Genomic DNA, 26,768 nt, shown 5'->3' on the forward strand with positions numbered 1-26,768 from the left:
CTTTACTGTCTGGTCAGCATTTCGAACGTGTGACGAAATCTCGAACAGCCGAAGGGTAACTTCCGTGCGCATCACCGGAATCAGCACGCACGTCGTCGGGACGCCGTGGCGGAACCTGACCTACGTCCTGGTGCACACCGACGAGGGCATCACGGGTGTCGGAGAGACCCGCATGCTGGGCCACACCGACGCGCTGATCGGGTACCTGAAGGAGGCAGAGGCCAACCACATTCTCGGCTCCGACCCGTTCGCTGTCGAGGACCTCGCCCGCCGGATGAAGTACGGCGACTACGGGCGCGCGGGCGAGATCGTGATGTCGGGCATCGCCGTCGTCGAGATGGCCTGCTGGGACATCAAGGGCAAGGCTCTCGGCGTGCCGGTCTGGCAGCTCCTCGGCGGCAAGGTCACCGACAAGGTCAAGGCCTACGCCAACGGGTGGTACACCACCGAGCGGACCCCGGAGGCCTACCACAAGGCCGCCAAGGGCGTCATGGAGCGCGGCTACAAGGCGCTCAAGATCGACCCCTTCGGCACCGGGCACTTCGAGCTCGACCACCAGCAGTCCCTCTACGCCGTCTCGCTGATCGAGGCCGTGCGCGACGCCATCGGTCCGGACGCCGAGCTGATGCTGGAGATGCACGGCCGCTTCTCCCCCGCCACCGCCGTGCGGCTGGCCAACGAGCTCGCGCCCTTCAAGCCCGCGTGGCTGGAGGAGCCGTGCCCGCCGGAGAACCTGAAGGCCCTGGAGAAGGTCGCCGCCAAGGTCGACATCCCGGTCGCCACCGGTGAGCGCATCCACGACCGCATCGAGTTCCGCGAGCTCTTCGAGAGCCAGGCCGTCGACATCATCCAGCCGGACGTCGGCCACATCGGCGGCATCTGGGAGACGCGCAAGCTGGCCGCGACCGCCGAGACCCACTACATGCTGGTGGCCCCGCACAACGTCGGCGGCCCGGTCCTGACCGCCGCCTCGCTCCAGGTCGGCTTCACCGCCCCGAACTTCAAGATCCTCGAACACTTCAACGACTTCGCGGACGCGGAGATCAAGAAGGTCGTCAAGGGCGCGCCCGAGGTGATCGACGGCTACTTCCACCTCTCCGACAAGCCCGGCCTCGGCGTCGAGCTGGACGTGGACGCCGCCGCCGAGTTCCCGCAGCAGCAGGCCCGCTTCGACCTGTGGGCCGAGGGCTGGGAGCAGCGCAAGCCGAAGGGCAGCAAGTGAGCACCGCTGTCGTCGTCGACGGGCCGGGCGAGCACCGGCTCGTCCCCCACGAGCCGCGCCGGCCGGAGGCCGGCGAAGCGCTGGTGCGCGTCCACGCCACCGGCATCTGCGGCAGCGACCGTGAGGTGTACCAGGGCAACCGGCCCGAGGGGTACGTCCGATACCCGCTGACTCCCGGGCACGAGTGGTCCGGGACGGTCGAGGCGGTCGGCGCCGGGGTCCCCGCGTCGCTCGTCGGCCGCAAGGTGGTGGGCGAGGGCTTCCGCAACTGCCAGGTCTGCGACCGCTGCCACGCGGGCGAGACGACGCTGTGCACGGACGGGTACGAGGAGACGGGCTTCACCCAGCCGGGGGCCATGGCCGCCACCCTCACCCTCCCGGCCCGGCTGCTGCACGCCCTCCCGGACGACGCCGACCTCACCGCCGCCGCCCTGCTGGAGCCGGCCGCCTGCATCGCGGCCGCCGCCATCAAGGCGCACGCCCTGCCGGGCGAGAAGGTGGCCGTCGTCGGCACCGGGACGCTGGGCATGTTCGCCGTGCAGTTCCTGAAGGCGGGCTCGCCGGCCGAGCTGCTGGTCGTGGGCACGCGCCGGGACCGGGAGGGCCTCTCCAGGCGGTTCGGCGCCTCCGACTTCCGCACCCGGGACGAGGAGCTGCCGGACGACTTCGACGTCGTCGTGGAGACCGCCGGATCGGTGTCCGCCGCGCGTACCGCGGCCTCGCTGCTGCGGCGCGGCGGACGGCTGGTGCTGACGGGAATCCCGGCGGCGGGCGCCGACGGGCTCGACCCGACGGACCTGGTCGTACGTCAGCTGGAGGTGCACACCGTCTTCGGCGCGCCGCCGGACGCCTGGTCGCACACGGTCCGGGTCTTCGGGGCGGGCCTGCTGGATCCGCTGCCGCTGGTCACGCACGAGCTTCCGCTGACCGAGTTCTCCGAGGCCATCGAGCTCGTGGGGTCCGGCGACCCGAAGGTGGGCAAGGTGCTGCTCAGGCCGTAGGCCCTGCCGAGCCGTACGCCGGCACGGGGAGACCTGACGGTCCCCGTGCCGGCGTACAACCAGATCCCGTACGACCTGAGCCGCGAACTTTGACCGACATATCGAACACGAAGGACGGCATGTGACCACCGACGCTTCCACCCCGGCAGCCCGCCGACCCGGTGAGCAGGCGCTCACCACCCTCGGCCTGGGCGCACCCGCCCTCGACCCCGACGACGCCTCTCCCCACGCATTCCCGGGCGGCGGCCGCTGGCGCACCGAGGTCCCTTCGTGCGAGGGTCCCGAAGCGCTGGCGGTCATCCTGAAGGAAGCCTCGCGCCTCGACGTGCCGATCCACCGGATCAGCCAGGGCAGCGGCGTGTGGATGCTGACCGACGCCGAGATCACCGAGATGGTCGAGGCCACCGGTGAACGCGACATCGAGCTCTGCCTGTTCACCGGCCCGCGCGGCACCTGGGACATCGGCGGCTCGACCCGTACCGACTCCAAGGGCGGCGGACTGCGCGCCCGCGGCCACGACGCCGTCGCCGGTTGCGTCGAAGACGCGGTGCGGGCAACGGAGTTGGGCGTCAAGTGCCTGCTCGTCGCCGACGAGGGGGTCCTGTGGACGCTGCACCGCGCCCGTGCGGCGGGCATCATCCCGTCCGACACGACGCTGAAGGTGTCGGCGCTCATCGGTCCGGTCAACCCGGCGGCGTACGCGGTCTACGAGCGTCTCGGCGCGGACTCGGTCAACGTGCCCAGCGATCTGACGCTCGATCACCTCACGGAGATCCGGCGGGCGTCGGGCGCTCCCATGGACATGTACATCGAGGCCCCCGACGACCTCGGCGGCTACATCCGCATGTACGAGGTCGCCGAGCTGATCCGGCGCGGCGCGCCGCTCTACCTGAAGTTCGGCCTGTCCAAGGCCCCGGGGATCTACCCGTACGGCCACCACATGCGCGATCTGGCGCTCTCCACCGCACGTGAGCGGGTACGCCGCGGACGGCTCGCCCTCGACCTGCTCGCGCGCCACGGAGCCGACGGCGACATGGCCCCGCTCGGCTCGCGACTGCCCGGCGAACTGAACAGGTTCGACATGCCGTCATAACGTTCCGGAAACCTCGCTTCACAGAAGCCGACACAGGCGCGCAGAATCCCACACATCGCTTCTCGGTCTTTCCGGCGCTCACTCCGGAAGCGTCCTTCCCAGCGCGAGACCGATCACTGCACACACATCAAGGATGATGATCATGCGTAACCGCAGAGCCGCCCTCGCCGCCATAGCCGGAGCCGCGTCCCTCGCCCTGACCCTGACCGCCTGCGGGCAGTCCGGCGAGGGTGGCAGCAAGGAGGACAAGGGTGACGCCAAGGGCGGGACCATCGGCATCGCGATGCCGACCAAGTCCTCCGAGCGCTGGATCACCGACGGCGCCAACGTCGAGAAGGACCTGAAGGCCAAGGGCTACAAGACCAAGCTGGTCTTCGGCGAGGACGACCCCGAGCAGCAGGTCTCGCAGATCGAGAACCTGATCACCCAGGGCGTCAAGGCGCTGATCATCGCGGCCATCGACAACAAGTCGCTGAACAGCGTGCTCCAGCAGGCCGCCGACGCCAAGATCCCGGTCATCTCCTACGACCGCCTGATCCTCGGCACGAAGAACGTCGACTACTACGCGTCCTTCGACAACGAGAAGGTCGGCAAGCTCCAGGCCGGCTACATCGTCGACAAGCTGGGCCTGGCGTCCGGCAAGGGCCCGTTCAACATCGAGCTGTTCGCCGGCTCCAACGACGACAACAACACCAAGTACTTCTTCAACGGTGCGATGAGCGTGCTCCAGCCGTACATCGACAGCAAGAAGCTCGTGGTCAAGTCCGGCCAGACCAAGATGAACCAGGTCACCACCCTGCGCTGGGACGGCGCCACCGCCCAGAAGCGCATGGAGGACATCCTCACCTCGTCGTACAAGAGCGGCAAGGTCGACGCCGTGCTATCGCCCTACGACGGCATCTCCATCGGCATCATCGCCGCGCTGAAGTCCGACGGCTACGGCACCGCCGCCAAGCCCCTGCCGGTCATCAGCGGCCAGGACGCCGAGCTGGCCTCCGTGAAGTCGATCATCGCCGGTCAGCAGTCGATGACCGTCTACAAGGACCTGCGCAAGCTCGCCAAGGTCGCCACCGACATGGTCGACGCCACCCTGAACGGCAAGAAGCCCGAGATCAACGACACCAAGTCGTACGACAACGGCACCAAGGTCGTCCCCGCCTACCTGCTCCAGCCGGTGAGCGTCGACAAGACGAACTACGAGAAGGAGCTCGTGCAGGGCGGCTACTACACGGCGGACCAGCTCAAGTAAGCGTCGAACCTTACGGATTGGAAGGCACGACCATGGCGGGACCCGTCCTGGAAATGCGCTCGATCGTCAAGACCTTTCCCGGTGTCAAAGCGCTGTCGGACGTCACGCTGACTGTCCGTCAGGGCGAGGTCCATGCCATCTGCGGTGAGAACGGCGCCGGGAAGTCCACCTTGATGAAGGTGCTCTCCGGCGTTCATCCCCACGGCAGTTACGAGGGCGACATCCTCTTCGAGGGAGAGGTCGTCCGGTTCAAGGACATCAGGGCGAGCGAGCAGCACGGCATCGTCATCATCCACCAGGAGCTGGCGCTGTCGCCGTACCTCTCGCTGGCGGAGAACATCTTCCTCGGCAACGAACACGCCAAGAGCGGGTTCATCGACTGGCGCGAGACCCTGCGCCACGCCACGGAACTGCTGCGCCGGGTCGGTCTCGACGACCACCCGGAGACCCGCGTCGCCGACATCGGCGTGGGCAAGCAGCAGCTCGTGGAGATCGCCAAGGCGCTGTCGAAGAAGGTGAAGCTGCTCATCCTGGATGAGCCGACGGCGGCCCTGAACGACGAGGACAGCAGCAAACTCCTGGATCTCATCCTGGAGTTGAAGAAGCAGGGCATCACCTCGATCATCATCTCCCACAAGCTCAACGAGATCCGCAAGGTCGCGGACTCGGTGACGATCATCCGCGACGGGCACTCCATCGAGACGCTCGACGTGAAGTCGGCGGAGACGACCGAGGACCGGATCATCAGCGGCATGGTCGGCCGCGACCTCGACCACCGCTTCCCCGAGCGCACGCCGCACGAGCCGGAGAAGGACGCGGCTCCGGCCCTGGAGATCCGCGACTGGACCGTGCACCACCCGATCGACCAGCAGCGCAAGGTGGTCGACGACGTGTCGATCCAGGTGCGCCGCGGGGAGATCGTCGGCATCGCGGGCCTCATGGGCGCGGGCCGCACCGAGCTGGCCATGAGCGTCTTCGGGCGCAGCTACGGCAGGTACGCGGGCGGCACGGTCCTCAAGGACGGCAAGGAGATCCGCACCAGGACGGTCGCCGAGGCCATCGAGCACGGGATCGCGTACGTCACCGAGGACCGCAAGCACTACGGCCTCAACCTCATCGACACGATCAACCGCAACATCTCGCTGACGGCCCTGAACAAGGTCGCCAAGCGCGGTGTGGTCGACGAGCACGAGGAGCGGCAGGTCTCCGAGGGCTACCGCAAGTCGATGAACATCAAGGCCCCGACCGTCTTCGAGCCGGTGGGCAAGCTGTCCGGCGGCAACCAGCAGAAGGTCGTCCTCAGCAAGTGGATCTTCGCGGGTCCCGAGGTGCTGATCCTGGACGAGCCCACGCGCGGCATCGACGTCGGCGCCAAGTTCGAGATCTACACGGTCATCGACCAGTTGGCCGCCCAGGGCAAGGCGGTCGTCTTCATCTCCTCCGAGCTGCCCGAACTGCTCGGCATGTGCGACCGCATCTACACGATGGCCGCCGGACGGCTCACGGGCGAGTTCCCGCGGGCCGAGGCCACGCAGGAAGTGCTGATGCGTCAGATGACGAAGGACAAAGAGGTATCGCGATGAGCACGGACGTGACCGACAAGAGCCCGGCGGCGGCGCCGCCCGGCAAGAGCGGAGGCTCAGCCACCGGCGGCGGGCTGCTGCAGCTGATCCTCGACGGGCTGCGGCGCAACATGCGCCAGTACGGCATGCTGATCGCGCTCGGCCTGCTCGTCATCCTGTTCCAGGTGTGGACCGGCGGCGACCTGCTGCTCCCCCGCAACGTCTCCAACCTGGTCCTGCAGAACAGCTACATCCTGATCCTCGCGATCGGCATGATGCTGGTGATCATCGCGGGGCACATCGACCTGTCGGTCGGTTCGGTGACGGCGTTCGTGGGCGCCTTCGCCGCCGTCCTCACGGTGCAGCACGACGTGGCGTGGCCCGTCGCGCTCGTGCTGTGTCTGGCCGTCGGCGCGGTGGCCGGTGCGGTGCAGGGCTTCCTGATCGCCTATCTCGGCATACCCTCCTTCATCGTCACCCTCGCGGGCATGCTGCTCTTCCGCGGTCTGACGGAGATCCTCCTGGCGGGCCAGACCCTCGGCCCGTTCCCCGACGGCCTGCAGAAGATGGGCAACGGCTTCCTGCCCGCGGTGGGACCGAACACCAACTATCACAACATCACGCTGCTGCTGGGCTTCGCCCTGCTGGCCTTCGTGGTCCTCCAGGAGGTCCGCGACCGCAAGCGCCAGCAGGAGTTCTCGCTGGACGTGGTGCCGCTCAACCTCTTCCTGCTCAAGCTCGTCGCCATCGCCGCCGCGGTCCTCACGGTCACGATGCTGCTCGCCAGCTACAAGGGCGCGCCGATCATCCTGATCATCCTCGGCGTGCTGGTCGTGGGCTACGGCTACATCATGCGCAACGCCGTCTTCGGCCGTCACATCTACGCCATCGGCGGCAACCTGCCGGCGGCGAAGCTGTCCGGCGTCAAGGACAAGAAGGTCACCTTCCTCGTCTTCCTGAACATGGGCGTGCTCGCGGCCCTCGCGGGTCTGGTGGTCGCCGCCCGGCTGAACGCGGCCTCGCCGAAGGCCGGCCTCAGCTTCGAACTCGAGGCGATCGCCTCGTCGTTCATCGGCGGCGCGTCGATGAGCGGCGGCGTCGGCACCGTGCTCGGCGCGATCATCGGCGGTCTCGTCCTCGGCGTGCTGAACAACGGCATGAACCTGCTGAGCGTCGGCACCGACTGGCAGCAGGTCATCAAGGGTCTCGCCCTGCTGATCGCGGTCGGGTTCGACGTGTGGAACAAGCGCAAGTCCGGTTCCTGAACCGGTAGCGGGCCCCGCCTTCCGGCGGGGCCCGCTCTGTTCTCAGGGCCGGGATCCGTCCCCGAGGAACAGGCGGGACGAGCAGGACGAGCAGGACGAGCAGGACGAGCGAGGCGAGCGAGGCGGTAGTGGAAGGCGGGAAAGCGGTGAAGACGTTCTTCGGCAGGCTGGCCGACGGCGCCGAGGTCTCCAGCTGGTCGCTGGAGAACGGCGGGACCCGGCTGAAGGTCCTCGACTACGGCGGGATCGTGCAGTCCCTGGAGATCCCCGACCGGCACGGCCGGTACGCGAACGTCTCCCTCGGGTTCGGCTCCGTCGAGGACTACGTCGCCGGCAGCCCCTACTTCGGGGCGCTGATCGGCCGGTTCGGCAACCGCATCGCCGAAGGCCGCTTCACTCTGGACGACGAGAGCCACCAGCTGCCCCGCAACGACGGAGCGCACAGTCTGCACGGCGGCGACGAGGGCTTCGACCGGCGCATCTGGCGGATCGAGCCCTTCACCGAGGGTCCGGACGTCGGCCTGCTCCTGCGGCTGACCAGCCCCGACGGCGACATGGGCTACCCGGGCACGCTCCAGGCGCAGGTGACGTACACCCTCACCGACGGCGGCGACTGGCGCATCGACTACCAGGCCACCACCGACCGGGCCACCGTCGTCAACCTGACCAGCCACGTCTACTGGAACCTCGCCGGCGAGGGCAGCGGATCGGTGCACGACCACGAGCTGGAGATCGCCGCCTCCCGCTACCTGCCCGTGGACGCGGGGCTCATCCCCACCGGCGGGCCGGCCGACGTCGCCGGCACCCCCTTCGACTTCCGCACGGCCAAGCCGGTCGGCCGGGACCTGCGGGTCGCCCACGAGCAGTCGCTGCACAGCAAGGGCGTCGACCACAACTACGTCCTCGACAAGGGCCTCACCGCCCGGCCCGAGCCCGCCGCCGTCCTGCGGGACCCCGCCTCCGGCCGCACGCTGACGATCGCGACCACCGAGCCGGGGCTGCAGTTCTACTCGGGCAACTTCCTCGACGGCAGCCTGGTCGGGCCCGGCGGGCGCACCTACCGCCAGGGCGACGCGCTCTGCCTGGAGACCCAGCACTACCCGGACTCCCCCAACCGGCCGGAGTTCCCGAGCACCGTGCTGCGACCGGGCGAGGTCTACCGGACGACGACGGTCCACTCGTTCGGCGTCTGATCCGCCGCTCCCGCCGGATCCTTCACAGCTAAACCACAATTTCTTACCGATTCCTCAGCGGTTGAACGGCGCCGCCGACACCTGCGTATGTAAGAGCGGCCCGTGCTCCCCCGCGCGGGCCACCCAATGACGACGGGCCCGGTCGTCCCCGCCGGGTCCGCCCCATACGGAGGTTCCATGGCCGACAACGTCTCCTCGTTGTTCCGCAACAGCGCGGCGCACAGCCCGTCGATGGCGGCGCTGACACGCGAGGGCGGCGAGGGAGTCGGCCCGGTGGACTTCTGCATCCCGTGCAACCCGTACTTCCCCACCCCGGCCATGATGGACACCATGGCCGCCCGGCTGCGGGACATCATCACGTACTACCCGAGCAGCGCCGACACGATCACGGCCGAACTGTGCAACCTGCTCCAACTCCCGCCGCAGGCCGTGGCGATGGGCAACGGCTCGACCGAGCTGATCACGTGGATCGACCATCTGCTGGTCCGTGAGTCCCTCGCCGTGCCCGTCCCCACCTTCGGCCGCTGGACCGACCAGCCCATGGAGACCGGCAAGCGGGTCGACATGTTCCCGCTCCAGGAGTCCAGCGGCTTCGCCCTGGACCTCGCGCAGTACGCCGAGTTCATCCGGACCCGGGGCACCAGGGCCGCCGTCATCTGCAACCCGAACAACCCCGACGGCGGATTCCTGCCCAAGCGCGCGCTCGTGCAGTTCATGGACGCGATGGCCGACCTGGACCTGATCGTCATCGACGAGTCGTTCCTGGAGTTCGCGGACGCCGAGCAGGAACCCAGCGTCGTGCAGGAGGCGATGATCCGGCCGAACGTCATCGTGCTGCGCAGCCTCGGCAAGAACTTCGGTCTGCACGGCGTCCGTTTCGGCTACATGGTCGCCAACCCGTCGCTGGCCGGGCGGGTCCGCTCGATGCTGCCGAAGTGGAACCTCAACGCCTTCGCCGAGTACGTGGTGTTCATGCTGAAGGAGCACGGCCCCGAGTACGCGCAGAGCCTGCTGCAGGTGCGCCGGGACCGTCTCGACATGGCGAGCCAGCTCTCCGCGCTGCCGGGCCTGACCGTCTACCCCTCCCAGGGGAACTTCCTCTTCGTGCGCCTTCCGGTGGGCGCCGAGGGTACCGTGGTCCGCGACCGGCTGCTCGCCGAGCACCGCATCCTGGTCCGCGAGTGCGGCAACAAGATCGGTTCGTCGAGCCGCTTCCTGAGACTCGTGGTGCGCCCCCAGGTCGACGTGCGTCGCCTGGTGTCCGGCATGGAACAGGTGCTCTACGGGACCAGGAGGGGAGCCCCCGTACCCGAGCTGGGCGCAGGGACCAGCTACAGCTCGGGCACGGCGGCGGTGGACCGGCTGGTCACCAACGGGGCGGGCATGCCGGGTCTGGCCGCTCAGGCCATGGGCGCCGGAGCGCCCGGGCTGGTCGCCGCCGCCCCGGCCGCCGTCGCCGCGGCGATGCCCGCGCCCGCGATGCCGCAGCCCGCGCCGTCCGACGGCGCCGGGATGCCGATGCCGGCCGCGGCACAGGTCTTCCCCCAGTCCGTGCCTGCCCCGGCTCCCGGCCCGCCCCCGCCGCCCGCTCCCATCCCGCTCCCCACGCCCGCCCCTGCGCCCGCGCCTGCGCCCGCCCCGGCCCCGCCGATGGCGCCGGCGGCGGCGATGGCCCCCGCCGCGATGGCCCCCGCCGCGATGGCACCGCCGGCGATGGCCCCGGCTGCCATGTCCCCGGCGGCCATGGCGCCGGCCATGGCGCCGCCGATGTCGCCCGCGATGTCGCCCGCCATGGCTCCCCCGATGGCTCCCCCGATGGCTCCCCCCATGGCCCCTGCGATGACGCCGCCGATGGGCCCGACCCCGCCCGGGGTCCCGGCCCGCGGCGGCCTCACCGCCGCCCAGGTCCGGGGCACCAACGGCCTCTCCCCGGCGCCGGCCACCGGCTGGCCCAACGCCCAGAGCTGGCCGAACGCGGCGGGGATGGGCCAGGCGGGTTAGGGTCTGCCGTTCGGATCACCCCGCGGACGCGGGGGCCGGCACGAGGTCCTGCGGTCCAGCGCCGCCGAGGGCGGGCGGTGCGGCCCGCAGGGGCGGCGGGCCACCGGCCGTCCGCTGCTCCGGTCCAGGACGCCGACGCCCGGCTGCCTGTCCGGCAAGGGCCTTGACGGGACGGCGCTTTGCCTGACTGACAGGGTGCGGACAGGAACCCTTCCTAGGGTGCCGTGTTCATGACAGACACCTCAGATGCGCGCACCTCCGTAGCGCGCCGAACCGTACTCCTCGCCACGGGCGCGACCGCGGCCGCCCTGGCCGTGGGCGCCGCCGCCACGCCCGAGGCCCCCGCCGACGCCGTGACCGACACCGCCCCCGTCGCCGCCACGGCCGTCTGCACCCTCACCAAGGAGATGACCGAAGGCCCCTATCACCTCGACGGACAGTACGTCCGCGCCGACGTCACCGAGGGCAAGGCGGGCGTCCCGCTGAAGCTGGCCCTCACGGTCGTCGACGACGACACCTGCGTCCCCATCAGCAACGCGCTGGTCGAGATCTGGCACGCCGACACCCTCGGCGAGTACTCCGGCTTCGTCGGCGCCAACGGCCACAGCGAGACGGACGACGGCACCTTCCTGCGCGGCGCCGTCCTCACCGACTCCCGCGGCGTCGCGACGATCACCACGATCTACCCGGGCTGGTACCGGGGCCGCTGCGTCCACATCCACGTCAAGGTGCACACCGGCGTCACCGTCACCGCCGACGGTCACTTCACCGGCGGGCAGGAACTCCACACCGGCCAGCTCTTCTTCAGCGAGACGATCACCGCCGCCGTCGCGAAGGTCTCCCCGTACTCGGCCAACAGGGTCACCCGCACCACCCTCGCCCAGGACTCGATCTACGACGACGCGGGCGCCTCGTCCGGCCTCCTGACCCTGACGGCCCTGGGCGGCTCGGCCTCGTCCGGGTACACGGGGACGCTGACACTCGGCGTCGAGCGCTGATCCTCCGCACGCGCTCGCGCCCGGCCCCTCCGGTGCGCCGGAGGGGCCGGGCGGCTCAGGGCCGGGGCCGGCTCACTTGCCCGGGCACGCCTTCCAGGCCATGTGGTAGACGGTGTTGATGTCGCCGTCCGTCGAGTCCATCGTCATGAAGCTGACCTTGGACGCCGACGACGAGCCCGCGTTGACCCGCAGCTCGGTGTTGATGTTGAAGTTGCGCTGGACTCCGCAGGGCGCGTACACGAGGTTGGCCCAGTCGGTGGTGTCCGTCGCCTGCCAGTTGTCGTTCTTCGCGCCGTTGAAGGTGTGGGTCTTGAACACCGTCTGCGACGAGCCCTGGAAGTAGTACGAGGCCCGCTGCACGCCGTTGGACCCGGACTGCAGCGAGGCGAAGCCCCGGTAGTCCGCGCTTGCGATGGCGTAGGTGAAGCCCGAGGGGACGTGGACGACCAGGCTCAGCTGGCAGTTCTTGCGGAACGCGGTCGGGTCGGAGTTGCCGCCGACCTGCGCGAGGTACTCGCTGTAGGTCACGGTGAAGGCGGTGTTGTCCTCGGAGACGGCGACGGCCGCCGAACCCGGGCGACAGCCCGAGCCGTTCACCGTGGCCACATTGATGACGATCTTGTCCGGGGGCGGGTCGACGAACCCCGAGGACGGGTTGTGCGCGGGCATCGCGGCGGTGACGAGAGCGGCGACCGCGCCGCCCAGGAGCAGCCCATGAGCCATGGTGTCTCCCCTTCGTTCGGATCGGTGGGGGGTGGATGCGGCCGGTTCCGCACAGCAATCATGTGAAGGATCAATGAAGCCGCTGTGAAGGACCGGGGCGATCGCATCGTAGGGAGACCGCTGGGGCGCGCCCAGGTGGAACTCCGGCCATTCACCCCGGCCCGTTCACACCCTGTGGACCCGTGCCCGCCGGCGCTCCCCGCCCGCCGTCAGGGGTTCTCCCAGGCCGCGGGCTCCTCCGACAGCTCCCGCACCGGGGCCGGCAGCGCGTCCGCCGCGATGTCCGCGATCGTGACGCCCTCCAGGATCCGGCGCACGTTGGCCCGCAGCGCGATCCACAGCGGCAGCAGGGGCTGCGCCGACCCCGTGTACGTCAGTCCCGTCGGACGTTCGCCGCGCACCGACACGATCGGGCCGTCCACCGCCCTGATCACGTCCGCGACCGTGATCGCCGCGGCGTCGCGGGCCAGCCGGTAACCGCCCCCGCCGCCGCGCCTGCTGTCCACGATCCCGCCGCGCCGCAGATCGCCCAGGATCCCCTCCAGGAACTTGTGCGGGATGTCCTGCACGGTGGCGATCGACTCCGCCTTCACGGGGTCGCCGCCGCCCTGCCGCACGGCGAGTTCCAGCACCGCCCGCACCGCGTAGTCCGCCCTCGCCGAGATCCTCATGGACCCATTGTGGGGTCGGCGGCCGGGCGGCCCCGCCCCACGGACGACGGCCGGACCGGCCCTGCCACGGGCCAGGACCTCTCCCGGTCCTAGGCCAGCCTGATCACGTTCCAGGACAGCGGCTCCAGCGTCGCCGTCAGCCTGCCGTCCGTCAGCGTCGTGCCCTCGGCCGGGTGTGGGGCGACCCGCTCGGGGTCGGCAAGGGTGTTGCGGGCGTCGGGGTCGGCGTCCGCGAGCACGCTGTGCTCCACGACCGACGTCAGGCCGAGGCTGTCCAGCCGGACCTGGAGGGGGAGCGCGTCGGTGCGGCCGCGGTTGACGGCGAAGACGGTGACCGACCCGTCCTCGGCACGGACCGCGGTCGCGTGCAGCAGGTCCGTCTCGCCGTACTTGCGCGTCCGGTACGTCGGCGACTCCACCCGGACGTCGAGGACCTGGCCGCGGCCGTACCGGGCGGCCTGGGCGAAGGGGAAGAACGTCGTCTGCCGCCAGGCCGGACCGCCGGGCTCGGTCATGATCGGCGCGATGACGTTGACGAGCTGGGCGAGACAGGCGACCGCGACCCGGTCGGCGTGCCGCAGCAGCGCGATCAGCAGGGAGCCGAAGACGACGGCGTCGGTGACGCTGTAGCAGTCCTCCAGCAGACGCGGGGCCTGCGGCCAGTCGCTCCGGTCGATGCCCTTGGCGTGCTCCTCCCACTCGGGCAGGTACCAGACGTTCCACTCGTCGAAGGAGAGGTTGATCCGCTTCTTCGACTTCAGCCGCGCGCCCACGTGGTCGGCGGTCGCCACCACGTTCTCGATGAACGACTCCATGTCGACGGCGGAGGCGAGGAAGGAGTCGACGTCACCGTCCTCGGGCCAGTAGTAGGCGTGCAGCGAGATGTGGTCGACGAGGTCGTACGTCTCCTGGAGGACCGTCGCCTCCCACTCGGCGAACGTCGGCATGGACTGGCTGGAGGAGCCGCAGGCGACGAGCTCCACGCCGGGGTCGAGCTGGCGCATGGCCCGGGCGGTCTCGGCGGCGAGACGGCCGTACTCCTCGGCCGTCTTGTGGCCGGTCTGCCAGGGACCGTCCATCTCGTTGCCCAGGCACCACAGCTTGATGCCGAAGGGGTCCTTGTCGCCGTGGCTCACGCGGAGGTCGGAGAGGGCGGTGCCCTCGGCGTGGTTGGCGTACTCCTGGAGCGCCAGGGCCTCGGCGACTCCGCGCGTGCCGAGGTTGACGGCCATCATGGGCTCGGCGTGCGGGCCGATCTTCCTCAGGAAGCCGATGAACTCGGAGAGGCCGAAGCGGTTGGTCTCCGTGGAGTGCCAGGCCAGGTCGAGGCGGCGGGGGCGGTCCGCCACGGGGCCGACCGAGTCCTCCCACCGGTAGCCGGAGACGAAGTTGCCGCCCGGGTAGCGGACGGCCGTGACGCCGAGTTCCCGCACGAGGTCCAGGACGTCCGTGCGAAGACCCTCGGCGTCGGCCGCGGGGTGGCCGGGCTCGAAGACGCCCGTGTAGACGCAGCGGCCGAGGTGTTCGACGAAGGAGCCGAAGAGACGGGGGTTCACCTCGCCGGTGACGAAGGCGGGGTCGAGGGTGAAACGGGCGGTGCTCATCTTGGCCTCTCAGGTCTCGGTTGCCGCTGCGGGTTCCTCTGCGGGTTCCTCCGCGGGCGCGACGCGTGGACTGCGGCGTCCGGCCGCACGGGCCCGCGCGCCGTCTCCGTGCTCCTGTCCTTCTCCGTGCTCCTGCCGGTCCAGTGAGGGAGGTTCGGTATATCGGATCATGCTCGTGTCTTCGAACGGGACCGTAAAATCCGCCCCGCCCGCCCGTCAATGGTTTCGACGTGATCTCTGACAGCGCTTTCTACCACCGCTCCCGTCCCCGCTTCTCGTGACGTGAGCACAACCGGCCGCGTAGGCTCGAACGGGCTGCCGCCGGGCGGTGGAGAAGGGGGAGCGGATGGACATCGCGGGCGCGCGCGAGAGGGCGGCCCGGATCGCCTCGGCGCTGCGGCGCACGCGGACCGGACCGGCCATGCGCGAGCTGACCGGCGATCTCTCCGCCGCGCTGCGGGCGCGTCCCCGTCGCCCGTCCGGGGTGCGGGACGTGTGCCGGGCACTGTGCGAGGAGATGTCCGCACGGCGCGGCGGCCGGCCCGTCGAGGTGCGGTTCGAGCGGTTCCCCGACGAGATCGAAGTCACCGGCCTGTGGGTGGAGTTCCAGGAGTTCGACCTGGTGATCGTGGAGGAACGGGCCGAGGCCGTACAGCAGTTGGTCATCCTCGGCCATGAGCTGTGGCATCTGCACGCCGGGCACCGCCATCACCATCACGGCGTCGGCACGGTGGCGGCGGGCGTGCTGGCCGACCGGTCCGGCTGGGACTCCATCGCGCTGACCGTCGCTGCGCGCAACGGCTCCCGCGAGGACGACGAGGCCGAGGCCGACGACTTCGGCCACCGCCTCGCGGCGCGGTTGCGGCGCTATCTGTCCGACTCCGGGCCGGGCGGCCCGGGACCGGCCGCCGCCGGACCGGGCGCGGAGACGGCCGCGGTCCAGCGCACGCTGGGCTACCGGGGACGCCGGGGTACCGCGCGGTGAACCACGGGCTGTACATCTCCTTCTGGCTGCCCACCGTGGTCCTCGGCGCGGCCCTCGCCATCAAGCTGCCCAGCATCCTCAAACTCTGGCGGGACCCGCTGCTGCGCGCCGTCGGCGGTCTGCTGGTGTTCGCCTGCGCGGTGTTCGTGTTCGCGGCCCCGAAGACCATCGCCTGGGCCAACCGGGTCACCGGCGTGCCGAACATCGCCGCACCCTGGGTGTACTCCCTGCTCACCGCGCTGTCCGCGTCCTGGCTGCTGCTCATCATCGCCTGGCGCAACGGCCGTACCGAGCGCTCGGCCCAGACCCGGCGCGCGACGCGCTGGGTGGTCTCCGTCTACGCGGGCGTGGTGGTCGCCCTGTGGGTGCTCTTCGCGCTGGCCGACGTGCCCGTGGAGCGGATCCGGGACCTCGACACGTACTACGCCAACACCCCGTACATGCGCGAGGAGATCCTGCTCTACCTGCTCGCGCACACGGTGGCCTGCTCGGTCACCGCCCGGCTGGTGTGGAACTGGAGCCGCACCGAGGGCCTCGACGCCTGGCTGCGCTGGGGGCTGCGCTTCCTGGGGGCGGGCTATGTGACCAACCTGCTGTTCAGCGCGGCCAAACTGACAGCCGTCGCGGCCCGTTGGACCGGGCACGACCTTGACTGGCTGAACACGAGCATCGCGCCGTCGGCGGCCTGCATCGCCGCCACGCTGGTCGCGGTCGGCTTCATCGTGCCGCACGCCGGCCAGTATCTGCAGGAGCGCTGGCGGGTACGCCGCCGGCACCGGAGCCTGAAGCCGCTGTCCCGGCTGATGCGGACCGTCACCGGCGGACGCGAGCCGTTCGACCTGCGGGCCACCCCCGAGCTGCGGCTGATCCGCCGCGAGACGTTCATCCGCGACGCGCTCCTGCAACTGGCCCGCCATCTGGACGACGGCCTGCGCGCCCGGTCCTACGACGCCGCCGTCGCCCTCGGCTTCGAGCGCGGCCGGGCGCAGGCTCTGGCCGCGGGCGTCGCGCTGCTGGACGCCGTCGAGGCGAGGGAGCGGTCGCAGCGCGGCCCGGTGGCGCAGGAAGCTCCCAAGCCCCCGCGGGCCGACGCCCGGACCGCCTCCCCCGCCTCCCCAGTCACCCCCGCCGCTTCCTCCTCAGGTCCGGACACCACCTACCTCCTGCGGGAGATCCAGGCCGTGTCCCGCGTCCTTCGCCACCCCGTCGACCTCCAGGCGGTCCGCAACCACGCGGCCGCCCCGGCAGAGAGCATGTCCACGCATGAGTGAGCCCTCCACCCCCGCCAGAACCGCCGTAGTGCTGGGGGGATCCCATGCGGGCATGCTCGCCGCACGCGCCCTGAGCGGCTTCGCCGACCGGGTCGTCGTGATCGAGCGGGACGTGCTGCCCGACGGCCCGGCGCCCCGCCGGGGTCTGCCCCAGGCACGCCACGCCCACATGCTGTGGTCGGGCGGGGTGCGGGCCGTGGAGGAACTGCTGCCGGGCGTCACCGAGGCCCTGCGGGACGCCGGTGCGCGCCGGTCGCCGGTCACGACCGACATGGTCGTCATGGGCCCGCGGGGCTGGTTCCGCCGCTGGCCCGAGTCCCACCACGTGATCCTCGCCGGACGCGATCTGCTCGACGCGACGATCCGCGCCCGGGTGCTCGCCGACGAGCGGATCGAACTGCTCGCCGGGGCGGAGGCGACGGGTCTGGTGGGGGACGCCGGGGCCGTCACGGGAGTGCGGGTGCGGACGCGGGTCGGGAGGGACGGACGGGACGGCCCGGAAACCGGCCCCAGCGACTCGGCGTCCGGCCCGGCGAACGACTCGGCGTCCGGTCCGGAGCGGATCGTGCCGGCCGCCCTGGTCGTCGACGCGACCGGGCGGGGCTCGCGGGCGGCCGGGTGGCTCCAGGACCTCGGGCTGCCCGCGGTGGAGCGGCGCGAGGTGGACTCGGGGCTGGCCTACGCGAGCCGGCTCTATCTGGCGCCCGAGCAGGCCCGCTCCGGGTATCCGATCGTCAACGTGCAGCCCGACCCTCGGGACGGCCGTCCGGGCCGGGCGGGGTTCCTGCTGCCCATCGAGGACGGTCGCTGGATCGTGACCCTCAACGGCACGCGGGGCGGCGAACCGACCGCCGAGAACGACGATTTCGTCCGCTTCGCGCGCGAGGAGCTGCGCCACCCGGTCATCGGGGAGCTGCTGGACCGGGCCGAGCCGCTGTCGGACGTGTCGTACACCCGGGCCACGGTCAATCGCCGCAGCTACTACGAGCGGATGGCGGCCTGGCCGGAGAACTTCGCCGTCCTCGGCGACGCGCTGGCCGCGTACAACCCGCTCTACGGCCACGGTCTCGCGGTCGCCGCCCAGAGCGCGGTGGCGTTGCGGGAGGCCGTCCGGCGGCACGGTTGGGGATCGGCCGGGCTGTCCCGCCGCGTCCAGCGGGCGGTGGCCCGCCCGGCCGGCGCCGCCTGGGACCTCGCCGTCGGCCAGGACGTGTTCTATCCGGGCTCGACGGAGAACGGGCCCACGCTCCGCGACCGGCTCCTGGCCGCGTACGTGGGCCGTCTCATGCTCACGGCCACCGGCAGCGGCCGGATCGCCCGCCGGCTGACCGACGTGACGTCGCTGGAGCGGGGCCCGCAGGTCCTGCTGACCCCGACGGTCCTGCTGGCCGCCACCGCCGGCCCCCTCAAGCGGCCCCTCACCGGCCCGCCGCTGACCCCCTCCGAGCTCGAAAGGGCGGGCCTGCGAGCGGGCCCGGGGTAGCGGCCCGGGTCGGCGCGGCCGGCCGTCAGCCGGCGAAAGCGGGCTGGGCCAGGCCCTTGCCGGCGTTCGCTATCACCAGGAGCGAGCCCGCGACCGGGTGCGGGGCCGTCAGGCCGACCCGGGCCGTGGTGACGTACAGGTCCGTCAGGCCGGCGCCGCCGAAGGCGCACGCGGTGACCCTCGGGGTGGGCAGGGTGATCACCCGGTCGAGTTCGCCGGCCGGGGTGTACCGGCGGACCGCTCCCCCGTCCCACAGGGCCACCCACACGCAGCCGTCGGCGTCCACGGTGAGGCCGTCGGGGAAGCCTGCGCCGTCCTCGACGGAGACGAAGGGGCGGCGGCCGCTCACCCTGCCGTCCGCCGAGCAGTCGAAGACGTCGACACGGCGCGTCGGCGAGTCGATGTAGTACATCAGCGTGCCGTCCGGGCTCCAGCCCGTGCCGTTGCTCACCGCCACGTCGTCGAGGATCAGCTCGGCCGAGCCGTCGCCGGCGAGCCGGGACAGCGTGCCGCCGCCGGGCGCCTCGTCGTAGCGCATGGTGCCGGCCCAGAGGGAGCCGTCGGGCGCCACCGCGGCGTCGTTGGCGCGACGGCCGGGCACCGGCTCGTGGCGCAGCCAGCGGAAGGCGCCGTCGGGGTCGAGCAGGCCCACCCCGTCCCGGAGGTTGAGGACGAGCCCGCCGCCCGCCCGGGGCTTGGCCGCGCCGACGTGCTGGTCGGTCGCCCGGACCGTGCGACCGCCGGTGGCGGGGTCGTAGGTGTGCAGGCGGGAGCCGAGTATGTCGATCCAGAGCAGCCGGCCGGTGGCCGGGTCCCAGGTCGGCCCCTCGCCGAGGGTCGCCTCGGCCCGCACGGCCACCTCGTACGGCGTCGTCATGCCACGCTCCGGTATCCCAGCAGTTCGGACAGTTCGGCCGCGCCCTTCGCGGCGAGCTGCTCCAGCTCCGCGCGGCGCTCGTCGCTCCAGCGGATCATGGGGACGGAGATGGAGAGCGCGGCGACCACCTGGCCCGTGCGGTCGCGCACCGGCGCCGCCACGCAGCTGACGTCCGGGTTGGACTCGCGGCTCTCGACCGCGACGCCCCGCTCGCGGATCTCGGCCAGGGCCTCGCGCAGCGCCCCGGGCTCGGTGATGCTGTTCGGCGTCATCCGCACGAGGTCGGCGTCGTCGGGGATGCGCGCGCTGAGCTCCGGATCGGGCAGCGAGGCCAGCAGCATCTTGCCGACGGAGGTGCAGTGGGCCGGGAGGCGCCGGCCCGCGGCCGAGACCATCCGGACCGCGTGGGTGGAGTCCACCTTGGCGATGTAGATGACGTCCGTGCCTTCCAGGATCGCCACGTGAACCGTCTCGTCACACGTTTCGGCGACCGTGCGGGCGACCTGCTGACCCTCGGCGGCGAGGTCGAGCTGCTCGGCGTAGCGGCTGCCGAGCTGGTACGGACGCACTCCTAGGCGGTACCGTCCGGGTTGTCCGGGGACGGGCACGATGTACGACCGCGCGGAGAGCGTGGTCACCAGTTCGTGCACGGTGGTGCGCGGAAGCTGGAGCTTGCGCACGATGTCGGGGGCGGAGAGCGAACCGTCCCCGTCGAGGAAGAGCTCGAGGATGTCGAGAGCTCGGGTCACGGCAGGTACGAGGCGTCCCACGACCGGCCCCCTCCCTTAGTCTGTGGTCGGAGCCTGTGTTCGAGATATCAACAGGCGATCGGCATGACGAACACAGGCTGTCATAAGCCGTTGCGCCGGGCAATGGCCGGGAAACGCACGGTGGCCCCGGACGGTACCCGCCGTGGGCCAGGATGGGACGCATGCCGACCCAGAAACGCCTCGCCGGCTCGTTCACGGCCCTCGATTTCCAGTTGGTCCTGCTGCGCCGCATGGCCGACCACAACCCGGATCTGGTGGAGGACGCCCGCCATGACCTGGGCGTCTCCCTGACGCAGATGAGAGAGGCCAACAAACGTTGGCAGGCAATGGTCCACTCACCGCACACCAGGGGAACGCTCGCCCGCTACCGCTCGGTCCTCGGCGAGCCCGAGTCGAGAATCGCCCGCCGGGTGGGCGACCTCGACTGCGAGGCCTGGCTGTGGCCCGTCTCCCTCTGGCCCGGCCTGCGCTTCGAGCTGCTGCTCGCCCCGACCGGCGCCGTCTGGAACGAGTGGCTGGTGCGCGCCCCGGGGGCCCGGCCGCCGTCCCTGGAGAGCCTCGACGACCTCACCCCCTGGTCCTGCACGATCGACGAGGTCGCCCTCGCCTTCGCCCCGGCCCGCCCCCTGGAGGGCACCGCCCCCAACCGCTGGGGGCTGGCCTTCACGGCGCCGGACGGACAGGGCGTGCGCCGGGAGGTGGTCGCCGAGTTCACCTGGGGCCTGCTCCAGCGGACGGCGACCAGGGAGTAGCCCGACAGCCGACGGACGGGATCGAGGGGGCGGGCGGTCAGCGGTCAGCGGTCAGCGGTCAGCGGTCAGCGGTCAGCGGCCGCCAGGATCGCCGTCACGACCTTGGGCGTCGACTCCGGGTGCAGGAACAGGAAGAGGTTCGGCTCGACCAGTTCCAGCTCCATCACCCGCGGCCGCCCGTCGTCGCCGTCCACGAGGTCGACCCGGGCGTAGAGCAGCTCTGGCGCGTCGGGCACGGCGGCCAGGGCTCGTTCGGCGACGGCGAGTTCGGCCGGGGTCGGCGTCCAGGGCTCCAGTCCGGGATGGGCGACCTTCTCCGCGTCGAAGGCGGTGTCGGGAGCCAGCACGGCCCGCTTGCGGCTGGCGTGCAGGAGGCGTCCGCCGAAGAACTGCAGGGCCCGCTCACCGCCGGTGTCGATGGCGCGCACATAGGGCTGCACCATCGCCGTCAGCCCTTCGGCGTGCAGCCGCGCGAGATGGCGTACGGCCGTCTCGTGGGCGTCGGGGGTGTAGCGGGCGGCGTAGCGGGCGCCGGCGCCCGAGGCGGGCTTGATCACGTACTCGGCGCCGTCGGGCAGCTCGGCCGGCTCGCCGGGCGCGACGTAGCGCGTCGGCACGGTCGGCACCCCGGCCGCCGCCAGCTCCCCCAGATACCGCTTGTCGGTGTTCCAGCGCACCACCGCTGCCGGGTTGGCCAGCCGGGTGACGGCGGCGACCTTCTGCGTCCAGGCCGTGAACTCGTCCGCACGCCAGCTGTAGTCCCAGGTGGAGCGGATGACGACGAGGTCGTAGGAGGCCCAGTCCACGTCGGCGTCGTCCCAGAAGACCCCGTCCGCCTCCGCCCCGGCCTCCCGCAACGCCTCCAGCAGCACCGGGAGATCGACGTCCTTGCCGGCCTGCGGCCGTGGGTCGTAGGTGGCGAGCGCGACACGGGCCACGACGGGCTCCTTCTTCGTACGACTGTCCGATCACCGGAAGGCTAGCAAGGCGGCTCGCACAGTGATCCGGATCAAACCCCCGCCCGGCCCGATCGCCCGCGCCGCGGGGTAGGAAGGTGCTGTCGTTCTCATTCGCCGTTCGCCGTTCACGGTTCGCCGTCCGCAAGGAGTATGCGCGTGACCCCTCTCTTCCCGGCCCTGTCGGACGATCCGTCCTCACGCCCCGCCCTGCGGTTCGGCGAGCGTTCCCTGACGTACGCGGAGCTCGCGGCGGCCGCCGGCGCCGTCGCCGGGCGGGTGCGGGGCGCGGGGAGGGTCGCCGTGTGGGCGACCCCCTCTCTGGAGACCGCCGTCGGGGTCGTCGGCGTGCTGCTCGCCGGGGCCGCCGCGGTGCCGTTGAATCCGAAGTCGGGCGACAAGGAGCTCGGGCACATCCTGTCCGACAGCGCGCCCGCCCTGGTGCTGGCGGCGCCGGGCGCGGAACTGCCCGCCCCGCTGCGGGGGCTGCGGCGGATCGACGTCGATGCCGGCTCCGGCTCCGGCTCCGACGTGCGCGGGGGAACGGGCGCGCCGGCCGGTGCCGCCGTCGACGAGGAGGAGCCCGCCCTCGTCGTGTACACCTCCGGCACCACCGGGCCGCCCAAGGGCGCGGTCATCCCGCGCCGGGCGATCGCCACGACCCTGGACGCGCTCGCCGACGCCTGGCAGTGGACCGAGCAGGACGTCCTCGTGCACGGGCTGCCGCTGTTCCACGTCCACGGGCTGGTGCTGGGGGTCCTCGGGCCGCTGCGCCGGGGCGGGTCCGTGCGGCATCTGGGGCGCTTCGACACACAGGGCGTGACACGCGAGCTGAGCAGCGGCGCGACCATGCTGTTCGGGGTGCCGACGATGTACCACCGCATCGCCGAGGCGCTGCCCGCGGACCCCGCCCTGGCCAAGGCGCTCGCGGGGGCCCGGCTGCTGGTGTCGGGCTCGGCCGCGCTGCCCGTGCACGACCACGAGCGCATCGCGGCGGCGACCGGGCGGCGGGTCGTCGAGCGGTACGGCATGACGGAGACGCTGATGAACACCGCCGTGCGGGCGGACGGCGAGGCCCGGGCCGGGACCGTCGGGGTGCCGCTGCCGGGTGTGGAGCTGCGGCTCGTGGAGGACGACGGGTCGGTCGTCGACGCCTTCGACGGGGAGAGCGTCGGGGAGATCCAGGTGCGTGGCCCGAACCTGTTCACCGAGTACCTCAACCGGCCGGACGCGACCGCCGCCGCCTTCACCGCCGACGGCTGGTTCCGCACCGGCGACGTGGCCGTGCGCGATCCCGACGGCTATGTCCGCATCGTGGGGCGCAAGGCCACCGACCTGATCAAGAGCGGTGGGTACAAGATCGGGGCCGGGGAGATCGAGAACGCGCTGCTGGAGCATCCGGGGGTGCGCGAGGCCGCGGTCACCGGCGAGCCGGACGCCGACCTCGGTGAGCGGATCGTCGCGTGGGTCGTGCCCGCGGACCCCGAGTCGCCGCCGCGGGAGGGTGAGTTGGCCGACCATGTGGCCGGCCGGCTCGCGCCGCACAAACGGCCCCGCGTGGTGCGGTACCTCGACGCGCTGCCCCGCAACGACATGGGCAAGATCATGAAGCGGGCGCTGCCGTCATGACGCCGGGACGTGCGAGCGCACGCGAGGTCATCGCCCTCGTCGCCGACGACTTCGTCCGGCTCCCGCACGAGGAACGGCCGTCGGCCCCGGACGGCCCGCTGGGCTGGCCCGGCTACGACGCCGCCCGCGCCCGTGCGGCCGAGCGCACCGGCGAGTCGGAGTCGGTCGTGTGCGGCACGGCGACCGTCGGGGGCGTGCGGGCGGTCCTGATCGCCTTCGAGTTCGGCTTCCTGGGCGGTTCCCTGGGCGAGCGCACCGGCGATCTGCTGGTCGCGGCGTACACGTACGCCCGTGAACACCGGCTCCCGGTCGTGCCGTTGGTCGCCACCGGCGGCAGCCGGATGCAGGAGGGCATGCTCGCGCTGACCCAACTCCAGCGGGTGGCACGGCAGTCGGCGCTCACCAGGGAGGCGGGCCTGCCTCAGGTGGCGGTCCTGCGGGATCCCACGACCGGCGGCGGCTGGGCCACCCTGGGCGCGGGCGCCGACGTGGTGCTGGCGCTGCCGGGCGCCCAGGTCGGCTTCGCCGGCTCACGGGTCCGCCCGCCGGACGCCGATCCGGCCGCCTACACGGCGGAGGCACAGGTCGCCGTGGGCGCGGCGGACGCGGTGGTGCCCGCGGCGGAGCTGCGGGACGTGCTCGGCCTCTGGCTGCGCCTGCTGACCGACGGCGTCCCGCCGACGGCCCGCGTGTGCGCACCGGCCCCCGGCCCGCCGACGCCCGCGGACCACCGTCCCGACGCGCCCGCCCCGTCGGACGCCTCAGGTGCGCGGACGGCGCCCGCCGTCGCCGCACCCGAGGACGGCTCGGGCGCCGGGGGCGAGGGCGGCTCGGGCGCTGGGGGCGATCCGGAGGCCGGGGGTGTCGTCGTGGGGGCGCCCGTTCCGGATGCTCTCGGGGAGGCCGGGCTGCCTGCCACCGGCTGGGCCGCCGTGCAGCGGGCCCGCTCGGCGGGGCGTCCGCGCGCGGGGGCCTATCTGGACGCCTACTTCACCCGCCGGCTCGCGATCTCCGGCGACCGGTGCGGCGGCGTCGACCCCGACGGGATGCTGTGCGGCTTCGGCGTCCACCAGGGCCGCACCGTCGCGTACGCGGCTCAGACGGGGGCGGCGACCCGGCCCGCCGGCTACCGCACTGCCGTCCGGCTGATCCGGCTCGCCGAGCGGCTCGGCATCCCCGTGCTCACCCTGGTGGACACCCCGGGCGCGGCCAATGACGCCGAGGCGGAGCGTCAGGGCGCGGGCGCGGCGATCGCGGAGCTGTTCGGCGTGGTCGCCGCCGCGCGCATGCCGATCACCACGCTGGTGATCGGCGAGGGCGGCTCGGGCGGCGCGCTGGCCCTGGCGGCGCCGGGCCGGACCTGGGCCACGCCGGACAGCTACTTCTCCGTCATCGCCCCGGAGTCCGCGGCCGCGATCCTCAAGCGGCCGCCCGCCGAGGCGGAGGCGACGGCCGACCAACTGCGCATCCGCCCGCAGGACTTGGCCGAACTGGGGGTGATCCGGGCCACGAACGCGCGGTGAAAGCGGGCCAATTGCGAGCACCGTCCGTGACCATGGGCGCGCACAGCGCGCAGCGCGCAGCCGCCGGCGTGCTGATCGGCTCCACGCTCGCCGAGCTCACCTCCGCGCGGGCCGCGGGCCTGCGTTTCGTCGGCCTCGCACGCAATCCCACCGCGGCCCGGGACCTGGCGCCAGCGGGCAGCGACGTCACGGTCCCCTCCCCCACCCCGGTGCTGGAAGCGGCCCGCGCCCTGTAGCGCGTGCGCCTGCCCCTGTGCCCGGGCCCGGGCTTCCCGCTGCGCCCAGGCCGGTACCCGTGCCCGTTCCCGGGCTTGCGCGCACCGGTGAGAATGCGTACCGAACGGGACCGAACTGCCTTAGGCTGACGCGAATTTGAAGATTTCGTGGAGATCGATAGGTGGAATCGCGCATGCCTCGCACACCGTCAAGACGCACCGTTCTGCGCGGCCTCACGGTCACCGGAGCGACGGTGATCGGCTTCGACACCACCGCCCGAAGCTGGGCCGCCTCCGCCGCGGAGCCGGGCGCGGACCTGGCCCGGGTCCCCCACCTGGACGGCACGCTCGTCACGGACGACGCCTCGCTCACCGCCGCGGCGGACGACTACGGGCACATCGTGCACCGCCGCCCCTCGGCGGTCCTGCGTCCGGGCTCGGTCCGTGACGTCGTCACGATGGTCCGGTTCTGCAACGACCAGCGCCTGCCGGTGGCGCCCCGCGGCCAGGGTCACGCCCCGTTCGGCCAGGCGCAGGTGCAGGGCGGCCTGGTCGTCGAGACCGCGCCCCTCGCGGACATCGGCCCCGTGGACACGGCCGGCAGGACGGTCACCGTCGGCGCCGGCGCCAAGTGGAGCACGGTCGCACGGGCCACGCTCGCCCACGGACTCACCCCGCCCGTCTTCACCGACTACCTGGAACTCTCCGTGGGCGGCACCCTGTCGGTGGGCGGCCTGGGCGGCCAGGCCCACCGGGTCGGCGCCCAGGTCGACAACGTCGCCGAGCTGCGGGTCGTCACCGGAGCGGGCGAGCTGGTGCGCTGCTCGCCGACCCGGCGCGCCGACTTGTTCCACGCCGTCCTGGCCGGTCTCGGTCAGTGTGCCGTCATCGTCGAGGCCACCCTGCGCCTGGTGCCCGCGCCGCAGACCGTGCGCCGCTACCAGCTGACCTACGGCGACCTGGAGACCTTCCTCGACGACCAGCGCGTCCTCGTCCGGGAGGGCCGCTTCGACTACGTCGAGGGCCAGGTCCACGCGGACACGGCCGGCAGGTTCGGCGTCTATGTCATGGAAGCGGTGGCCTACGGCCCGCCGGTCGGGCCCGCTCCCGACGACACGGCCCTGCTGCGCGGCCTGCGCCACGACCCGGCCTCCGCGCAGATCACCGACCAGCCCTACTACGACTTCCTCGACCGGCTGGCCCCGCTGATCGCGGCCATGAAGGAGGCCGGGATCTGGACGTTCGCCCACCCCTGGCTCAACCTCATGCTGCCCGGCGGTTCCGCGGCGGCCCTCGGCGCGCAGGTCCTGAGCGGGCTCACCCCCGCCGAGGCGGGCCCCGGCGCCGTGGTCCTCTTCTACCCGCTGCTGCGCGAGCGCCTCACCGCCCCGCTGCTGCGCACCTCCGACGACGAGGTGTCGTACCTCTTCGACGTCCTGAGCGCCGCCCCGGCGGACGACACCGCCGCCGTCGACCGTCTGCTGGCCTTCAACCGCTCCGCCTACGAGGCCACGGCCGCGGCCGGCGGCACCCACTACCCCGTCGGCAGCATCCCCCTCACACCGGCCGACTGGCGTGCGCACTTCGGCTCGGCCTGGGCGGCCCTCGCGGCGGCCAAGCGCACCTACGACCCCCGGGGAATCCTGGTCCCGGGCCAGGGCGTCTTCGGCTGACGGACCGACAGACCGGGTACCGGGCCGGAAGAACCACCCGTTCGGCCGCACC

23 protein-coding genes are annotated in these 26,768 nt (G+C 72.0%); 17 read left to right on the top strand and 6 right to left on the bottom strand.

Annotated elements, in window-relative coordinates; genetic code table 11:
- The first annotated feature begins 64 nt into the window (after positions 1-64).
- The 9 genes from Sri02f_RS13750 (at position 65) to Sri02f_RS13790 (ending at position 11,584) form a co-directional block, all read left to right on the top strand.
- Positions 65-1,222, top strand: a complete 1,158-nt coding sequence (locus tag Sri02f_RS13750) for a mandelate racemase/muconate lactonizing enzyme family protein (protein WP_109001443.1) — start codon at positions 65-67, stop codon at positions 1,220-1,222.
- Positions 1,219-2,223: a zinc-dependent alcohol dehydrogenase gene (locus Sri02f_RS13755; protein WP_109001444.1), complete on the top strand. Its 1,005-nt coding sequence runs from the start codon at positions 1,219-1,221 to the stop codon at positions 2,221-2,223. The genes Sri02f_RS13750 and Sri02f_RS13755 overlap by 4 nt, the downstream gene beginning before the upstream one ends.
- 121 nt (positions 2,224-2,344) lie before the next feature.
- Positions 2,345-3,316, top strand: a complete 972-nt coding sequence (locus tag Sri02f_RS13760; protein WP_109001445.1) for a hypothetical protein — start codon at positions 2,345-2,347, stop codon at positions 3,314-3,316.
- 142 nt (positions 3,317-3,458) lie between these two features.
- Positions 3,459-4,565, top strand: a complete 1,107-nt coding sequence (gene chvE / locus Sri02f_RS13765; protein WP_109001538.1) for a multiple monosaccharide ABC transporter substrate-binding protein — start codon at positions 3,459-3,461, stop codon at positions 4,563-4,565.
- A gap of 32 nt (positions 4,566-4,597) precedes the next feature.
- On the top strand, positions 4,598-6,148 hold the full coding sequence (gene mmsA, locus Sri02f_RS13770) for a multiple monosaccharide ABC transporter ATP-binding protein (RefSeq protein ID WP_109001446.1): 1,551 nt from the start codon (positions 4,598-4,600) through the stop codon (positions 6,146-6,148).
- On the top strand, positions 6,145-7,392 hold the full coding sequence (gene mmsB, locus Sri02f_RS13775) for a multiple monosaccharide ABC transporter permease (RefSeq protein WP_109001447.1): 1,248 nt from the start codon (positions 6,145-6,147) through the stop codon (positions 7,390-7,392). Before mmsA ends, mmsB begins: the two co-directional genes overlap by 4 nt.
- Positions 7,393-7,445: 53 nt before the next feature.
- Positions 7,446-8,585 (top strand): aldose epimerase family protein, encoded by a 1,140-nt coding sequence (locus tag Sri02f_RS13780; RefSeq protein ID WP_445009687.1) that lies wholly within the window; start codon positions 7,446-7,448, stop codon positions 8,583-8,585.
- Positions 8,586-8,762: 177 nt separating this feature from the next.
- Positions 8,763-10,586, top strand: coding sequence for a pyridoxal phosphate-dependent aminotransferase (locus tag Sri02f_RS13785; protein WP_109001449.1), 1,824 nt, complete (start codon positions 8,763-8,765; stop codon positions 10,584-10,586).
- Between the two features lie 230 nt (positions 10,587-10,816).
- The gene (locus Sri02f_RS13790; RefSeq protein WP_109001539.1) at positions 10,817-11,584 is read left to right on the top strand and encodes an intradiol ring-cleavage dioxygenase; all 768 of its coding nucleotides are present in this window, start codon (positions 10,817-10,819) and stop codon (positions 11,582-11,584) included.
- A 72-nt stretch (positions 11,585-11,656) separates the two neighbouring features.
- Here Sri02f_RS13790 and Sri02f_RS13795 read toward each other — a convergent pair whose 3' ends face one another.
- The 3 genes from Sri02f_RS13795 to arfA form a co-directional block, all read right to left on the bottom strand.
- Positions 11,657-12,307, bottom strand: coding sequence for a DUF4360 domain-containing protein (locus Sri02f_RS13795; protein WP_109001450.1), 651 nt, complete (start codon positions 12,305-12,307; stop codon positions 11,657-11,659).
- Between the two features lie 209 nt (positions 12,308-12,516).
- The gene (locus tag Sri02f_RS13800) at positions 12,517-12,978 is read right to left on the bottom strand and encodes an RrF2 family transcriptional regulator (protein WP_109001451.1); all 462 of its coding nucleotides are present in this window, start codon (positions 12,976-12,978) and stop codon (positions 12,517-12,519) included.
- 89 nt (positions 12,979-13,067) lie between these two features.
- On the bottom strand, positions 13,068-14,582 hold the full coding sequence (arfA, locus tag Sri02f_RS13805) for an arabinosylfuranosidase ArfA (protein ID WP_109001452.1): 1,515 nt from the start codon (positions 14,580-14,582) through the stop codon (positions 13,068-13,070).
- Positions 14,583-14,928: 346 nt separating this feature from the next.
- On the opposite strand from arfA, the gene Sri02f_RS13815 reads away from it, so the two are divergent.
- The 3 genes from Sri02f_RS13815 to Sri02f_RS13825 are packed head-to-tail and all read left to right on the top strand — an operon-like array spanning position 14,929 to position 18,321.
- Positions 14,929-15,567: a toxin-antitoxin system, toxin component family protein gene (locus Sri02f_RS13815; RefSeq protein ID WP_174855647.1), complete on the top strand. Its 639-nt coding sequence runs from the start codon at positions 14,929-14,931 to the stop codon at positions 15,565-15,567.
- Positions 15,564-16,838, top strand: coding sequence for an MAB_1171c family putative transporter (locus Sri02f_RS13820; protein ID WP_109001455.1), 1,275 nt, complete (start codon positions 15,564-15,566; stop codon positions 16,836-16,838). The genes Sri02f_RS13815 and Sri02f_RS13820 overlap by 4 nt, the downstream gene beginning before the upstream one ends.
- A complete protein-coding gene (locus Sri02f_RS13825) occupies positions 16,831-18,321 on the top strand; it encodes an FAD-dependent oxidoreductase (protein ID WP_174855648.1) in 1,491 nt (496 codons plus the stop codon). Before Sri02f_RS13820 ends, Sri02f_RS13825 begins: the two co-directional genes overlap by 8 nt.
- Positions 18,322-18,346: 25 nt before the next feature.
- On the opposite strand, the gene Sri02f_RS13830 is transcribed toward Sri02f_RS13825, so the two are convergent.
- Both Sri02f_RS13830 and Sri02f_RS13835 read right to left on the bottom strand, forming a co-directional pair.
- A complete protein-coding gene (locus Sri02f_RS13830) occupies positions 18,347-19,198 on the bottom strand; it encodes an SMP-30/gluconolactonase/LRE family protein (RefSeq protein ID WP_109001457.1) in 852 nt (283 codons plus the stop codon).
- Complete coding sequence (locus Sri02f_RS13835) at positions 19,195-19,968, bottom strand: IclR family transcriptional regulator (protein ID WP_109001458.1); 774 nt, start codon at positions 19,966-19,968, stop codon at positions 19,195-19,197. The genes Sri02f_RS13830 and Sri02f_RS13835 overlap by 4 nt, the downstream gene beginning before the upstream one ends.
- Positions 19,969-20,129: 161 nt before the next feature.
- Between Sri02f_RS13835 and Sri02f_RS13840 the strand changes: the two genes are divergently transcribed.
- The gene (locus Sri02f_RS13840) at positions 20,130-20,720 is read left to right on the top strand and encodes a hypothetical protein (protein ID WP_109001459.1); all 591 of its coding nucleotides are present in this window, start codon (positions 20,130-20,132) and stop codon (positions 20,718-20,720) included.
- Between the two features lie 65 nt (positions 20,721-20,785).
- Here Sri02f_RS13840 and Sri02f_RS13845 read toward each other — a convergent pair whose 3' ends face one another.
- A complete protein-coding gene (locus Sri02f_RS13845) occupies positions 20,786-21,658 on the bottom strand; it encodes an ATP-grasp domain-containing protein (RefSeq protein ID WP_109001460.1) in 873 nt (290 codons plus the stop codon).
- A gap of 177 nt (positions 21,659-21,835) precedes the next feature.
- Here Sri02f_RS13845 and Sri02f_RS13850 point away from each other — a divergent pair, with 177 nt between their 5' ends.
- From Sri02f_RS13850 to Sri02f_RS13865, 4 genes are all read left to right on the top strand, one after another.
- Positions 21,836-23,305 (top strand): acyl-CoA synthetase, encoded by a 1,470-nt coding sequence (locus Sri02f_RS13850; protein ID WP_109001461.1) that lies wholly within the window; start codon positions 21,836-21,838, stop codon positions 23,303-23,305.
- Positions 23,302-24,828, top strand: coding sequence for a carboxyl transferase domain-containing protein (locus Sri02f_RS13855; protein WP_109001462.1), 1,527 nt, complete (start codon positions 23,302-23,304; stop codon positions 24,826-24,828). The genes Sri02f_RS13850 and Sri02f_RS13855 overlap by 4 nt, the downstream gene beginning before the upstream one ends.
- Before the next feature lie 32 nt (positions 24,829-24,860).
- Positions 24,861-25,064: an HAD family hydrolase gene (locus Sri02f_RS13860; protein ID WP_109001463.1), complete on the top strand. Its 204-nt coding sequence runs from the start codon at positions 24,861-24,863 to the stop codon at positions 25,062-25,064.
- 173 nt (positions 25,065-25,237) lie between these two features.
- Positions 25,238-26,716, top strand: a complete 1,479-nt coding sequence (locus Sri02f_RS13865) for an FAD-binding protein (RefSeq protein WP_109001464.1) — start codon at positions 25,238-25,240, stop codon at positions 26,714-26,716.
- Positions 26,717-26,768 lie beyond the last annotated feature (52 nt).

The sequence above is a fragment of the Streptomyces rishiriensis genome, assembly GCF_003112535.1.
Classification (GTDB): Bacteria; Actinomycetota; Actinomycetes; order Streptomycetales; family Streptomycetaceae; genus Streptomyces; species Streptomyces rishiriensis.

Coding starts and splice junctions, on each gene's coding strand:
- Sri02f_RS13865 (WP_109001464.1), top strand. CDS start 25,238: ATGCCTCGCACACCGTCAAGACGCACCGTTCTGCGCGGCCTCACGGTC.
- Sri02f_RS13795 (WP_109001450.1), bottom strand. CDS start 12,307: ATGGCTCATGGGCTGCTCCTGGGCGGCGCGGTCGCCGCTCTCGTCACC.
- Sri02f_RS13815 (WP_174855647.1), top strand. CDS start 14,929: ATGGACATCGCGGGCGCGCGCGAGAGGGCGGCCCGGATCGCCTCGGCG.
- chvE (WP_109001538.1), top strand. CDS start 3,459: ATGCGTAACCGCAGAGCCGCCCTCGCCGCCATAGCCGGAGCCGCGTCC.
- mmsB (WP_109001447.1), top strand. CDS start 6,145: ATGAGCACGGACGTGACCGACAAGAGCCCGGCGGCGGCGCCGCCCGGC.
- Sri02f_RS13860 (WP_109001463.1), top strand. CDS start 24,861: ATGGGCGCGCACAGCGCGCAGCGCGCAGCCGCCGGCGTGCTGATCGGC.
- Sri02f_RS13840 (WP_109001459.1), top strand. CDS start 20,130: ATGCCGACCCAGAAACGCCTCGCCGGCTCGTTCACGGCCCTCGATTTC.
- arfA (WP_109001452.1), bottom strand. CDS start 14,582: ATGAGCACCGCCCGTTTCACCCTCGACCCCGCCTTCGTCACCGGCGAG.
- Sri02f_RS13855 (WP_109001462.1), top strand. CDS start 23,302: ATGACGCCGGGACGTGCGAGCGCACGCGAGGTCATCGCCCTCGTCGCC.
- Sri02f_RS13800 (WP_109001451.1), bottom strand. CDS start 12,978: ATGAGGATCTCGGCGAGGGCGGACTACGCGGTGCGGGCGGTGCTGGAA.
- Sri02f_RS13785 (WP_109001449.1), top strand. CDS start 8,763: ATGGCCGACAACGTCTCCTCGTTGTTCCGCAACAGCGCGGCGCACAGC.
- Sri02f_RS13830 (WP_109001457.1), bottom strand. CDS start 19,198: ATGACGACGCCGTACGAGGTGGCCGTGCGGGCCGAGGCGACCCTCGGC.
- Sri02f_RS13790 (WP_109001539.1), top strand. CDS start 10,817: ATGACAGACACCTCAGATGCGCGCACCTCCGTAGCGCGCCGAACCGTA.
- mmsA (WP_109001446.1), top strand. CDS start 4,598: ATGGCGGGACCCGTCCTGGAAATGCGCTCGATCGTCAAGACCTTTCCC.
- Sri02f_RS13825 (WP_174855648.1), top strand. CDS start 16,831: ATGAGTGAGCCCTCCACCCCCGCCAGAACCGCCGTAGTGCTGGGGGGA.